The 13,255-nt window shown below is 71.5% G+C and carries 12 protein-coding genes; 7 read left to right on the forward strand and 5 right to left on the reverse strand.

The genetic code is table 11. From position 1 onward, the window contains the following. Window positions 1-4: 4 nt before the first annotated feature. A complete protein-coding gene (locus ACFCVM_RS08815; RefSeq protein ID WP_375835748.1) occupies window positions 5-436 on the forward strand; it encodes a hotdog fold thioesterase in 432 nt (143 codons plus the stop codon). A gap of 124 nt (window positions 437-560) precedes the next feature. Continuing rightward, window positions 561-2,018: an amidophosphoribosyltransferase gene (purF, locus tag ACFCVM_RS08820; RefSeq protein ID WP_375835749.1), complete on the forward strand. Its 1,458-nt coding sequence runs from the start codon at window positions 561-563 to the stop codon at window positions 2,016-2,018. A 22-nt stretch (window positions 2,019-2,040) separates the two neighbouring features. Here the strand turns inward: purF and ACFCVM_RS08825 are convergent, their stop codons facing one another. The 3 genes from ACFCVM_RS08825 to ACFCVM_RS08835 all read right to left on the reverse strand — a co-directional run bounded on the left by ACFCVM_RS08825 (window position 2,041) and on the right by ACFCVM_RS08835 (window position 6,499). Continuing rightward, window positions 2,041-2,211: a hypothetical protein gene (locus tag ACFCVM_RS08825; RefSeq protein ID WP_375835750.1), complete on the reverse strand. Its 171-nt coding sequence runs from the start codon at window positions 2,209-2,211 to the stop codon at window positions 2,041-2,043. A 107-nt stretch (window positions 2,212-2,318) separates the two neighbouring features. Continuing rightward, the gene (locus ACFCVM_RS08830) at window positions 2,319-2,684 is read right to left on the reverse strand and encodes a potassium transporter Trk (RefSeq protein WP_375835751.1); all 366 of its coding nucleotides are present in this window, start codon (window positions 2,682-2,684) and stop codon (window positions 2,319-2,321) included. A gap of 80 nt (window positions 2,685-2,764) precedes the next feature. Further along, window positions 2,765-6,499 carry an HtaA domain-containing protein gene (locus ACFCVM_RS08835; protein ID WP_375835752.1) on the reverse strand — a complete coding sequence of 1,245 codons (3,735 nt, stop codon included), beginning with the start codon at window positions 6,497-6,499 and terminating at the stop codon, window positions 2,765-2,767. Between the two features lie 161 nt (window positions 6,500-6,660). On the opposite strand from ACFCVM_RS08835, the gene ACFCVM_RS08840 reads away from it, so the two are divergent. The 3 genes from ACFCVM_RS08840 to ACFCVM_RS08850 are packed head-to-tail and all read left to right on the forward strand — an operon-like array spanning window position 6,661 to window position 9,747. After that, entirely contained in the window at window positions 6,661-7,806 is a 1,146-nt protein-coding gene (locus ACFCVM_RS08840) for a hemin ABC transporter substrate-binding protein (RefSeq protein ID WP_375835753.1), read from the forward strand. After that, window positions 7,799-8,914, forward strand: a complete 1,116-nt coding sequence (locus tag ACFCVM_RS08845; RefSeq protein ID WP_375835754.1) for a FecCD family ABC transporter permease — start codon at window positions 7,799-7,801, stop codon at window positions 8,912-8,914. The genes ACFCVM_RS08840 and ACFCVM_RS08845 overlap by 8 nt, the downstream gene beginning before the upstream one ends. Continuing rightward, window positions 8,911-9,747, forward strand: coding sequence for a heme ABC transporter ATP-binding protein (locus ACFCVM_RS08850; protein ID WP_375835755.1), 837 nt, complete (start codon window positions 8,911-8,913; stop codon window positions 9,745-9,747). Before ACFCVM_RS08845 ends, ACFCVM_RS08850 begins: the two co-directional genes overlap by 4 nt. A gap of 4 nt (window positions 9,748-9,751) precedes the next feature. Here the strand turns inward: ACFCVM_RS08850 and ACFCVM_RS08855 are convergent, their stop codons facing one another. Then, entirely contained in the window at window positions 9,752-10,135 is a 384-nt protein-coding gene (locus ACFCVM_RS08855; RefSeq protein ID WP_375835756.1) for a sterol carrier family protein, read from the reverse strand. 46 nt (window positions 10,136-10,181) lie between these two features. Next, a complete protein-coding gene (locus tag ACFCVM_RS08860; RefSeq protein ID WP_375835757.1) occupies window positions 10,182-10,811 on the reverse strand; it encodes a signal peptidase II in 630 nt (209 codons plus the stop codon). Window positions 10,812-10,938: 127 nt separating this feature from the next. Here ACFCVM_RS08860 and purD point away from each other — a divergent pair, with 127 nt between their 5' ends. After that, window positions 10,939-12,276: a phosphoribosylamine--glycine ligase gene (gene purD, locus ACFCVM_RS08865; protein ID WP_375835758.1), complete on the forward strand. Its 1,338-nt coding sequence runs from the start codon at window positions 10,939-10,941 to the stop codon at window positions 12,274-12,276. 8 nt (window positions 12,277-12,284) lie between these two features. Next, window positions 12,285-13,232 carry a phosphoribosylaminoimidazolesuccinocarboxamide synthase gene (locus ACFCVM_RS08870; protein WP_375835759.1) on the forward strand — a complete coding sequence of 316 codons (948 nt, stop codon included), beginning with the start codon at window positions 12,285-12,287 and terminating at the stop codon, window positions 13,230-13,232. The last annotated feature ends 23 nt before the right edge of the window (window positions 13,233-13,255 follow it).

The raw sequence follows: 13,255 nt of genomic DNA on the forward strand, positions 1-13,255 counted from the left end.
CGGCATGAGCATCTGGTTCGGCGAGCCCTCACTGGAGTGGGCAAACGCGCGCGACGACACCCTGATCCGCACCCTCGGCATCGAGCTGACCGAGACCACCGACGGCTCCCTCAAGGGGCGCATGCCGGTCGACCACCGCACCCGCCAGCCCGGCGGGGTGCTGCACGGCGGAGCATCCGTCGCCCTCGCCGAGACGCTCGCGAGCTGGGGCTCGACGCTCACGGTCGACCCCGCGAAGTTCTACTGCGTCGGCATGGAGATCAACGCGAACCACGTGCGACCGGTCGCGGAGGGCTGGGTCTACGGCGAGGCCTCGCCGCTCACGCGCGGCCGCACGACCCAGGTCTGGGAGATCAAGATCACGGATGCCGCGGGCAAGCTCGTGTGCATCTCGAGGTGCACGATGGCCGTGCTCGCGAAACCCTCGGAGTACTGATTCCGCGCTGCCTCCCGCTCAGCTGAGCAGCAGCGTTCGCTCAGCCGGCTCACACGCGCGCGTATGCGAGGATTGAGTCGTCCTGCTCGGACACTTCCCCCACCTTCGAGGAGCCATCGCTCGCATGTGCGGCATCGTCGGAATCGTCTCCACTGAACCGGCCAACCAGCAGATCTACGACAGCCTGCTGCTGCTGCAGCACCGCGGTCAGGACTCGACTGGCATCGCGACGGCCGACGGCCCCGTGTTCCACATGGCGAAGGCGCGGGGGCAGGTGCGCGAGGCCTTCCGCACGCGCGACATGCGCTCGCTCATCGGCAACATGGGCCTCGGGCATGTGCGGTACACCACGAAGGGTGCCGCAGAGCGCGAAGAGGAGGCCCAGCCGTTCTACGTGAACGCGCCGTACGGCATCATCCTCGTGCACAACGGCAACCTCACGAACACGCGCGAGCTGTCCGAAGACCTGTTCCGCATCGACCGCCGCCACGTGAACTCGACGAGCGACACCGAGATGCTGCTGAACGTGCTCGCCACCGAGCTGCAGGGCCAGATCACGGGGCTCGACCTCGACCCCGACCAGGTCTTCACGGCCGTCGAGCAGGTGCACGAGCGCGTCGAGGGCTCCTACGCCGTCATCGCGCTGATCGCCGGCTACGGCCTCCTCGCGTTCCGCGACCCCTTCGGCATCCGCCCGCTCATCCTCGGCCGCCGCACCGCCGACAACGGCCGCGACGAGTGGATCGTGGCATCCGAGTCGCTCGTGCTCGAATCGGGCGGCTACGAGATCGTGCGCGACGTGCACCCGGGCGAGGCCATCTTCATCGGCCTCGACGGCCAGATGATCTCGCGCCAGTGCGCGAAGAACCCGGTGCTCGTGCCGTGCTCGTTCGAGTACGTCTACCTCGCCCGTCCCGACTCGATCATGAACGGCATCTCGGTCTACGAGGCCCGCCTGCGCATGGGCGACCGGCTCGCGACGACCATCGAGACCCACATGGACAAGGGCGACATCGACGTCGTCATGCCCATCCCCGACTCATCGCGCCCCGCCGCGATGCAGGTCGCGCAGAAGCTCGGCATCGAGTACCGCGAGGGCTTCTACAAGAACCGCTACGTCGGCCGCACGTTCATCATGCCCGGCCAGGCGGAGCGCAAGCGCTCGGTGCGCCAGAAGCTCAACGCCATGGGCACGGAGTTCAAGGGCAAGAACATCCTCATCGTCGACGACTCGATCGTGCGCGGCACGACCTCGAAGGAGATCGTCGAGATGGCCCGGGCCGCCGGCGCCAACAAGGTGACGTTCACCTCGGCGGCCCCGCCGGTGCGGTTCCCGCACGTGTACGGCATCAACATGCCGAGCCGTCAGGAGCTCATCGCCTACGGCCGCAAGATCCCCGAGATCGCCTCGGAGCTGAGCGCCGACCACATGATCTACCAGGAGGTCGCCGACCTCCAGGCCGCGATCACCGAGGGCACCTCGATCGAGCAGCTCGACCTGTCGTGCTTCACGGGCGAGTACGTCACCGGCACCGTCACCGACGAGTACCTCGGCTGGGTGGAGCGCACGCAGCTGAGCTAGGGGGCGCCTGCCGGGAGAGGGCTCAGCTCCCTGCGAGCCGGATGGCCTTCTCGGTGAAGTAGTGCACTTCGCCGTCGACGTCCTCGACCCCGAAGACGAACTTGCCCGATGGAGTGGCCCGGACATCGACGATCTCGCCGCGTCCGCGCGTCGTGAACACCTCGGCGCCCGGCGTGAAGATGGTGTCGCTCATACGCTGAATTCTCCGCGAGTCCGCCGACGGTCCGCCTCCCCCGTGAGACGGATACTGTCGCGCTCCAGAGTGCCCGCGGCGTGGCGGCGAGGCCGACGGCGCGGCGGCTACTCGTCGACCGGGTGGATCGTCTCGTGCTCGACGGTGACCGACTTCGCTCGCCGCGCGGTGGCGCGGTCGATGAGCAGCGCCACGAGGGCGCCCAGCGCGAGGCCGATCGCCGCGCACGCGAGCAGCAGGAACCCGAACACCTGGCCGAGGTCGAACTCGTCGTTCGCGGGGAAGCTCACGGTGAGGATGAGTGCGACCACGGCGCCGACGAGGGCGCCGAGCGTCATGAATCGCGAGTAGCGCGGCGCACGGCGCACGGTCACGGTGTCGCGTTCGACCTCGGTCTCGAGCGGCACGGGCGCATCCGCACCATGCGGCGCGCGCTGCTCGTCGGGTTCGGGGGTGCTCACGGGGTCGGTCACCCCTCCATTGTCCCACCCTCCGCTGTGACGACGCAGCGAGAGGCCCACCCCTGGCGGGGTGAGCCTCTCAAGCGCCTGCGTCATGCGGCCGAGCGACGGCTCCGCAGGATCAGGAACACCACGAGTGCGGCCAGCGCGAGCACGATGATCGCCACGAGCAGCCAGATGAGCCACGCCGACGGGCCGGCCGAGGCGGTCGACTTCGCCTCGGGCTCCGCGGCGACGGCGGCCTTCACCTCGGGCTTCGCGGCGTTCGCCTCGATGCCGCAGTCTGCGGGCAGCGTGATCGCGAACGAGACGGGGTCGAGTTCTTCGCCGCTCCCGTATGTACCGAACGCGGCGGCGCCCTCCTCGGTGAACTCGGCCGGCACGGCCGCGCCGACGAGCGAGTCCCCGTCGCGGACGAGCGCGCCGTCGAGATCGAGCGCCGCGAAGCGCACACCGGTCGCGGTGACCGGTTCGCCCTGCTGGGTCGTGCCGGTCACGTCGAGCCGGAGGTAGGCCTCGTCGCTGCCGACGAACTCGATCGACGGGTTCGCGATCGTCGTGTCGAGCGCACCATCGTGGCCGGTGAACTCGATCGAGCCGGGGAAGGCGATGAGGCCGCGCACGGTCTCGGCCTCGATCGAACCCGTGCCGCCGGTGAAGCCGAACACCCCGTCGGCCTCGCTCGCACCGGTGACCGTCCAGTCGCCGTTCGCGATGCCGCTCTCGAGGTACTGCAGGAACGACGCCTTGAAGCCCCAGTCGAGCGTCGCCTCGGTCACGGCGCACTGACCGGCGGGTGCGCTGACGGTGAAGCGGATGCCCTTCGCCGTCGATCCCTGGAAGGTCAGCGTGTGGTCGCCGGCCGCGAGGCCGGCGGGCAGGCTGCCCGTCCAGGTGACGACGCCGTTCGCATCGGCGACGAGGTCGCGGGCGAGCACCGTCGGCGTCGAGTAGACGACGACCATGATGCCGGTCTCGTTCGGCTGGAAGCCGCCGACCGTCACCGTGACCTCCTTGCCGGCGGCGAGCGCGGCGAGGGTGGCGGCGTCGAGCTCGATGCCCGTCGTCGCCGGCGGGGTCGCCGGCACCGCCTTGGGCGCCGGCGTGCTCGTCGAGGTGGTGGCGACCGTGCCGGAGTTGCCGGCCGGCGCGGCACCGGGCGTGCCGATGACGACCGTCAGCGGGTCGAGCGATGCTCCGGCGGAGTAGTAGCCCTGGAACGCGGACGCTCCGGCGGCGGTCAGCGTCACCGGCGCGTTCGCGATGCGCGTGGCGCCGTTCACGAAGGACTTCGCCCCGCGTGCGAGATCGACGACACCGAGGTCGACACGCGAGCCGTTGACCGAGACCTCGAGCACTCCGCTCGTGGGGGTGGTCGCGCGCAGGGTCGGGTTCGCGAAGGTCAGGTCGAGGAGGCCCGCGTGGCCCGTGAACCGCACCGAGCCCGCGTAGTCGGCGGTGCCGGTGCCGGTCACCTGGCTGTAGCTGCCGCCGGTCTGGCCGAACTGGAAGCGGCCGCCCGACTGCGTCGCACCCGAGCCGACCGAGATCGAGCCCTTCGCGATGCTGCCGACGATGTACGTGCGGAACGCGTCGGAGACGCCCCACGAGAGCGACCCGCTCGCGATCGGCGCGACGGGGCCAGGGCCGGGATCGGGATTCGGCGGCAGCACCGTTGCGAAGCCGATCGGGGTGTACGTCTCGAAGGCTGCGACCTTGGCGCCGCTGCCGGCGTAGGTGTACACGCCGTAATTGCCATCGGCGAGGGCCTTGTCGAACTGACGTGCCGTGAGCTCGACCTCGAACGAGCCGTCGGCGCCGATCGCGACCGCACCGGCGGCAGCGCCGCCGATCGACGCGACATCCGCTGCGTTCACGACCCACTTCTGCGAGTCCACGACCCGCGTCGACGACGCAGCCCCCGCGCTCGGCTTCCAGTCATCGGCGAACGAACCGAACACCACGTACGCACCGGCGAACTTGCCCGCCAGCGGCGGACGCACGCCATTCGTCGCAGGCGCGTTCGGCACGAACCCGGCGCCCTTCACGACGACCTTCTCGCCCGCGGCATCCAACCCGCTCGTCTTCGACACCGTCACCGACGGCACCACCGGCTTCGCGATGGAGATCGGGGTGAACGTGTCGAGGGAGCGATCGGTGACCGAGAGTCCGTGCGCTGCGGAGGTGGCGACCACGTACTGCTTCGCCGGGTCGAACGATCCGCCAGGGGCCTTCAACGTGGTCGTGAACGAGCCGTCGACGATCGACGCCGGGCGCACCCAGCCGAGCGAGATCCAGCCCTCGGCGACCAGCGGGCCGTCGCCGCTCCAGATCGATGCGTCGCCGAGCAGCACGTACGCGCCGTCCTTCGCACCGGCACCGACGAAGCCGGTTCCCGTCACGGTGAACGTGTTCTCGACGGCCGAATCGACACCGGTCGACGGCGTCACCGTGACGGCGGGCCGCGTCGGCTCGGGCGCGGTCGCGAAGGCGACGGGGGTGTACGTCTCGAAGGCTGCGACCTTGGCGCCGCTGCCGGCGTAGGTGTACACGCCGTAATTGCCATCGGCGAGGGCCTTGTCGAACTCGCGTGCCGTGAGCTCGACCTCGAACGAGCCGTCGGCGCCGATCGCGACCGCACCGGCGGCAGCGCCGCCGATCGACGCGACATCCGCTGCGTTCACGACCCACTTCTGCGAGTCCACGACCCGCGTCGACGACGCAGCCCCCGCGCTCGGCTTCCAGTCATCGGCGAACGAACCGAACACCACGTACGCACCGGCGAACTTGCCCGCCAGCGGCGGACGCACGCCATTCGTCGCAGGCGCGTTCGGCACGAACCCGGTGCCCTTCACGACGACCTTCTCGCCCGCGGCATCCAACCCGCTCGTCTTCGACACCGTCACCGACGGCACCACCGGCTCGGGCTCGGGCTGCGCGATCGCGATCGGCGTGAACGTGTCGAGCGAACGGTCGGTGACCGACAGCCCGTGCGCCGCCGACGTCGCCACGACGTACGACGTCGCGGGGTCGAACTTGCCCGCCGGAACCGTCAGCGTCGTCGTGAACGCACCGTCGAGGATCGACGCCGGACGCACCCAGCCGAGCGTCAGCCAGCCCTCGGCGACCAGCGGACCGCCACCGCTCCAGATCGACGCGTCGCCGAGCAGCACGTACGCGCCGTCCTTCGCACCGGCACCCACGAAACCGGTGCCCGACACGGTGAACGCGTTCGCCACCGCCGGGTCGATGTCCGCCGACGGCGACACCGTCACCACCGGGTCCGCGACCGGTTCCGGCTCGGGCTCGGGCTCGGGCTCGGGCTCCGGGGCCGGCTGTGCGATCGTGATCGAGGCGAACCGGTCGAGCGAACGATCCGTGACCGAGAGGCCGTGCGCCGCAGACGTCGCCACGACGTAGGAGGTCGCCGGGTCGAACGCCCCCGCCGGAACCGTCAGGGTCGTCGTGAACGCACCGTCGACGATCGACGCCGGACGCACCCAGCCTTGGGCGATCCACCCCTCGGCGACGAGCGGCCCGCCGCCGCTCCAGATCGACGCGTCGCCGAGCAGCACGTAGGCGCCGTCCCGCGCGCCGTCGCCGACGTAGCCGGCGCCCGACACGGTGAAGGTGTGCTCGACCGCCGGATCCACGTCGGCAGCCGGCGTGACGGTGAGCGACGGCGCAGCCACCGCGGCCGGAGCGACCTCGTCGGCGAGCGCGGGCGCCGCCGTCAGGATCGAGCCGCCCAGGGCGAGCAGTGCCGCGAGTGCGCCGGCGATCCAGCGCCTCCCCGAGCGGGTGGATATCGGTGACGGTGTCTTCACGACGCGGTCCTCCAGGCATGGCGAAGCAACGGCGCTTGTGCGCGCCGGGAGCTCGCGGGGGGTGAGATGGGGAAGGCCGAGTTAGGTAAGCCTCAGCTAAGAATGACGCTAGAGTGAAGACCGCCGCCCTGTCAACTTTAAGGTAAGGCTTACCTCACTTCATGGCTTCCCGTGTCTTTCCGCGCCCGACGTCGGCCCGCACCACCCGTTTCGCGTTCATCGCCGTTCTCGCCGCTTCGACCCTGCTCACCACCGGCTGCGTCGCGACCGCGAGCGGCTCGACGGCCGAACCGCAGTGCGTCGCCAGCGCGACCCCATTCGCCGAACTCGCGATCGACGAGTCGCCGCGCGCGGTCGAGGGCCCGTCGACGGCATGCCTGGCCGACGCCGCGTTGCGTGCGATCGACTCCGACGAGTCGCCGGCGCTTCCGGTGACGGTCACCGACGACGAGGGAACGAAGGTCACGGTGACGGATGCCTCGCGCATCCTGCCCATCGACGTCTCGGGCTCGCTCGCGGCCACGGTGTTCGGCCTCGGACTCGGCGACCGCGTGGTCGGGCGCGACAGCTCGACCGGGTTCGCCGAGGCATCCGCTCTGCCCGTCGTGACGCAGGGCGGACACAACCTCACCGCCGAGGCGATCCTGGCCCTCGACCCGACCGTCGTGATCACCGACACGACGCTCGGCCCGCTCGACGTGCTCGACCAGCTCCGCGACAGCGGCATCCCCGTGGTGATCACGACCTCCGAGCGCAGCCTCGACACGATCGACGACCTCATCGGCCAGGTCGCGGCGGCGCTCGGCGTGCCCGAGCGGGGCGAACTGCTCTCGGCGCAGGTCGACGCCGACCTCGCCCGAGTCGTCGCCGACATCGATGCGGCGATCCCCGCGGACCCCGCGGTGCGCCCGCGCATCGCGTTCCTCTACGTGCGCGGATCGGCGAACGTCTACTACCTCTTCGGCGCCGAGTCCGGCGCCGATTCGCTCATCGAATCGATCGGCGGCGTCGACATCGCGAGCGAGATCGGCTGGGAGGGGATGCGCCCCGTCACCGCCGAGGCGCTCGTCGCCGCGCAGCCCGATGTCGTGCTGCTCATGAGCGGCGGGCTCGAGTCGGCCGGCGGAATCGACGGGCTGCTCGAACGCGTGCCGGCGCTCGCCTCGACGCCTGCCGGTGCGCACCGCCGGTTCGTCGACATGGCCGACAGCGAGATCCTGAGCTTCGGGCCGCGCGCTCCGCAGGTCGTCGAGGCCCTCGCCCGGGCGGTGTGGGCGCCCGAGCAGTCGGGCTACCTCGATGACTGACACCCGCGCGAGCGCGCCCGCGGCAGCCGACGCCGTGCTCCCGAGCCTCGCGAGCGACCCCACCCGGGGCCTCGCCCCGCGCACGAGGAGCCTGCTGCTCTTCGGCGGCCTCGGCGTCGCGCTCGTCGTCGGCGTCGTGATCTCCGCGGGTGCGGGCCAGCTGCCGGTGCCACCGCACGAGGTCTGGAACTCGCTGCTGCGCGGCCTCGGCCTGAGCGATGCGCCCGAGGCCCTGCCCAACACGGATTCGGCCCTCTGGAACATCCGCTTCCCGCGCATCGCGATGGCCCTGCTGATCGGCGCCGCACTCGCGATGGCCGGCACCGTCATGCAGGCGATCTTCGCGAACCCGCTCGCCGAACCGGGCGTGGTCGGCGTCTCGTCGGGCGCCGCGCTCGGCGCCGCCGCCGCGATCGTGCTCGGCTGGACGGCCTTCGGCGACTGGGTGACGGCCGTCGCCGCATTCGTCGCCGGCCTCGGAGCGACCCTCGTGGTCTACCTCGCGAGCCGTGCGGGCGGGCGCACCGAGGTGGTCACCCTCGTCTTGACGGGCATCGCCATCAACGCATTCGCCGGCGGCGCCCTCGCGTTCCTCACCTTCATGGGCGACACCGGCTCCCGCGAGGAGATCGTGTTCTGGCAGCTCGGCTCGCTGAACGGCGCCCGCTGGCCCGAAGTCGCCGTCATGCTCCCGCTCGTGGTCGTCGCGGGCGTCGCGGCCCTCCTCCTCGGCCGCACGCTCGATCTCTTCTCGCTCGGCGAGCGCGGTGCGCGCCACCTCGGCGTGCGCGTCGAGACGGTGCGTATCGTCTCGATCGTCGTCGTCGCCGTGCTCGTCTGCTCGGCGGTCGCGTTCGCCGGCATCATCGCCTTCGTCGGCCTCATCGTGCCGCACCTCATGCGCATGGTGATCGGCCCGGCCCATCGGCCCCTGCTCGTCGCGAGCGCCCTCGGCGGTGCCCTGCTGCTGCTCCTCGCCGATCTCGCCGCCCGCACGATGGTGCCGATGGCCGACCTGCCGATCGGCATGCTGACCTCGATCATCGGCGGACCGTTCTTCTTCTGGCTGCTGCGACGCACGCGGCGCCGGTCGGGAGGCTGGGGATGAGCCGCTCACGCGCGGTCGCGACGCCGACGACCACTGCCCGGGCCAAGGCGGATACCCCGACCACCGGCCTCTCGCTCTCCGCGGCGGGCCTCGCCATCGAGATCGACGGCGCGCGCCTGCTCGACGACGTCGACTTCTCGGCGACGCCGGGGCGCGTGCATGCGCTCATCGGCCCGAACGGCGCCGGCAAGTCGACGCTGCTCGCGGCCCTCGCAGGCGATCGAGCGGCGGCCGCGGGCACCGTGCACCTCGGCGACACCCCGGTCGCCCGGCAGTCGCCGAAGACGCTCGCGCGCCTCCGCGCCGTGCTGACCCAGGAGCACACCGTCTCGTTCCCGTTCCCGGTGCGCGAGATCATCGCGATGGGCCGCCACCCGTGGGCGGGCAGCCCGGCGGCCGACGACGACGACCGCGAGATCGATGCGGCGATGGCGGCGACGGATGTCGGGCATCTCGCCACGCGCACGGTGCCATCGCTCTCGGGCGGCGAGCGCGCACGCGTCGCCCTCGCCCGCATCATCGCGCAGCGCACGCCGGTGCTGCTCCTCGACGAGCCGACGGCCGCCCTCGACCTGAAGCACCAGGAGGACGTGCTGCGCCTCGCCCGCGACCACGCCGCTGCAGGCGCCACGGTCGTGGTGGTGCTGCACGACCTGAATCTCGCAGCCGCCTACGCCGACGACATCACGCTGCTGCGACTCGGCCGGGTCGTCGCGACCGGCGCGCCCGCCGAGGTGCTGACGGCGGAGCGCATCGAGGCGGTCTACGGTCAGCCGGTCGACGTCGTGCCGCACCCGCGCACCGGGGTCCCACTCGTGCTGCCGGTGCGCTGAGATGTCAGCGGATGATCGGCAGCACGTCACCGAGGTCGGCGCGCTGGCCCGAGGCGTGCACGCGCCCGGCGGCGCGCGCGTCGGCCCACGAGAGGGTACCGGTCGCGAGGGCGAGCCACGTCGTGACATCCGTCTCGACGACGTTCGGCGGGGTGCCGCGCGTGTGCTTCGGTCCCTCGATGCACTGCACGGCGCCGAAGGGCGGCACCCGCACCTCGACCGTGCCGCCGGGCGCCTCTTCGGCGAGCAGCTGCAGCGAGTAGCGCACCGCGAGCGCGAGCGTCGACCGATCGAGTGAGGTCGCGGCATCCGCGCCTTCGGCCGTCACCGTCTGCACGAGCGTCACAGCCGCCCGTCCGATGTCGTCGCCGATCCTCACGCGTGCCATGTCGGCCATTCTGCCACCGGCGCTCCGCGGCCGTCAGTGCAGGCCGTCAGCGCTCGCCGTCAGTGCTCAAGTCACTGCTCGCGTCGGTGCTCGCATCGGTGCTCGCTTCGGACGAGTCGTGCACGCGCCCGCCCTTGGGCGCGATGCCCATGAACGTCAGCACGAGGATCATCACGGCGCCCGCGAAGATCGCGATGTCGGCGACGTTGCCGATGAACCAGTCGCCGTAGCCGATGAAGTCCACGACGTGACCGCGGCCGAACCCGGGGTCGCGGAAGAGGCGGTCGCCGAGGTGCGTGACGGCGCCGCCGAGGAGGAGGCCGAGCGCGATCGCCCAGCCCACGGAACCGACCCGCCAGGCGAACCACGCGATCGCGATCGCGCCGACGCCGGCGAGGATCGCGAAGATCCACGTGTACTCGGTGCCGATCGAGAACGCGGCGCCGGGGTTGTAGACGAGCACGAAACGGATGAGGTCGCCGATCACCGGGATCGTGGTGCCGTCGCCGAGCGCGGCCTCGGCCCACCACTTGCTGGCCTGGTCGATCACCACGATGAGCGCGGCGATGCCGAGCACCCACCCGAAGAGACGGTGGCCGGACGCCCCGGCCTTCGCCGTGTCGTCGAGGCCGGCCGGGGTCTGCGCGTCGTCGGCGCCGGTCGTGTCTGAGCTCACCCGCACCATTCTCGCAGCACCGGTCCGTGTGCACGCCCGGTCGCCCGCAACCGCGGCGAGGGTCGCACGCCTCCGGCCCATGCGTCACGAGGCGAGGCCGCCCAGCCCGAGGCGGTAGCCTGAACCGGTGAGAATCCTCGTCCTCGGCTCGGGCGCGCGCGAGCACGCCATCATCCTCGCGCTCCTCGACGAGGAGGCCGGCCACGAGATCATCGCGGCGCCGGGCAATGCCGGCATCGCGGCATCCCCCACCTCGTCGGCTCGCGGCAGCGTCACGACCATCGCGCTCGACCCGACCGACCCGGTGCTCGTGACCGACTACACGCTCGACAACGACATCGAGTTCGTGATCATCGGCCCCGAGGCGCCCCTCGTCGCGGGCGTCGCCGATGCCCTGCGCACCCGCGGCATCGCCGTCTTCGGTCCGGGCAAGGCCGCCGCAGCGCTCGAAGGGTCGAAGACCTTCGCGAAGCGCATCATGCAGGACGCCGACGTGCCGACCGGCCGCGCGAACCTCGCCGACACCCTCGACGATGTCGAGGCCACGCTCGACGAGTTCGGCGCCCCCTACGTCGTGAAGGCCGACGGGCTCGCCGCCGGCAAGGGCGTGCTCGTCACCGACGACCGCGCCGCAGCGGTCGCCCACGCCGCCCACTACCTGCAGCAGGGCCCCGTGCTCATCGAGGAGTTCCTCGACGGCCAGGAGGTCTCGCTGTTCCTGCTCTCCGACGGCACGAACGTGCTGCCGCTCTCGCCCGCGCAGGACTACAAGCGACTGCGCGACGGCGACGCGGGCCCGAACACCGGCGGCATGGGCGCGTACTCGCCGCTGCCGTGGCTCGCCGATGCCATCGACGGTCGCGGCGGCCGCTTCGGCAGCGAGGAGGCCTTCGTCGACGAGGTCATCGAGACGATCGCCCTGCCGACGGTGCGCAAGCTCGCCGAGGAGCAGACCCCGTTCATCGGGCTGCTCTACGCGGGCCTCATCCTCACCTCGCGCGGCATCCGCGTCATCGAGTTCAACGCCCGCTTCGGTGACCCCGAGACGCAGGTCGTGCTCCCCCGCCTCGAGACCCCGCTCTCTGGCCTGCTGCTCGCGGCGTCGACCGGCGGGCTCGGCTCGCTGCCGCGACCGGTCTTCCGAGCGGATGCCGCGGTCACGGTCGTGCTCGCGAGCGAGGGCTACCCCGAGGCGCCCCAGACGGGGCGTGAGATCGAGGGCATCGAGGCCGCGGCATCCGTGCCCGGCGTGCATCTCGCCCACGCCGCGACCGCGATCGGTGCGGCGACCGGCGACGGGTCCGAGGAGCTGCCGCTCATCGCGACCGGCGGCCGCGTGCTCAACGTCGTCGCGGTCGGCGACGGCTTCGCCGAGGCGCGTCGCCGTGCGTACGAGGCGCTCGGACACCTGCGCCTCGACGGCGGCCAGTACCGCACCGACATCGCCGCACGCGTCGCGGAATAGGGTGAACCATGAGTGAAACGCAGGAGCACCCCGGCTGGACCCACGTCTACTCGGGCAAGGTGCGCGACCTGTACGTGCCGACCAAGCTGCTCGTCGACGACGACACCTGGACCGGCGACCCGCTGAGCCACTCGCCGGTCGTGCTCGTCGTCGCGACCGACCGCGTGAGCGCCTACGACCAGGTGCTCTCGCCCGCGATCCCCGGCAAGGGTGCGATGCTCACGAGCCTCACGCGCTGGTGGTTCGACCAACTGCCCGAGGTGCCGAACCACCTGGCGCACCCGCTCGACGACCGCCTCGAGGCGCTCGAGCTGCCCGAGGTGCCGGCCGAGCTCGCCGAGCGCGGCACGCTCTGCCGCACGCTCGACATGTTCCCCGTCGAGTGCGTCGTGCGCGGCTTCATCACGGGCGGCGGCTGGAAGGAATACCAGGAGACGGGCGCCATCGGCGGCTATGCCCTGCCCGAGGGCCTCTCGAACGGCGACCGCCTGCCCGAGCCGATCTACACCCCCGCGTGGAAGGCGCCGCTCGGTGAGCACGACGTCAACGTCTCGTACGAGCGCACGGTCGAACTCGTCGGCGAGGTCGTCGCCGAGCAGCTGCGCTCGCTGTCGCTCGAGATCTTCGCCCGCGCCTCAGAGATCGCCGAGGCGCGCGGCGTCATCCTCGCCGACACGAAGTTCGAGTTCGGCGCCGACCGTGCGACCGGCATCGTGACGCTCGCCGACGAAGTGCTGACGAGCGACTCGAGCCGCTACTGGGACGCCGAGGCGTACGCCACGGCCGCGACGCCCGAGCTGCGCATGGCGAGCTTCGACAAGCAGATCGTGCGCGACTGGCTTGCGGCGAACTGGGATCAGGACGTCTCGGAGGAGCCGCCGACGCTCCCCCACGAGATCGTGGAGCAGACGGCGGCCCGCTACCGAGAACTGCTCGACCGCCTGCTCGGCGCCTGAGCCACGGTTCCGGATGCCGCGAC

Origin of the sequence: Agromyces sp. NPDC056389, assembly GCF_042262385.1 — a bacterium.
Lineage (GTDB): Bacteria > Actinomycetota > Actinomycetes > Actinomycetales > Microbacteriaceae > Agromyces.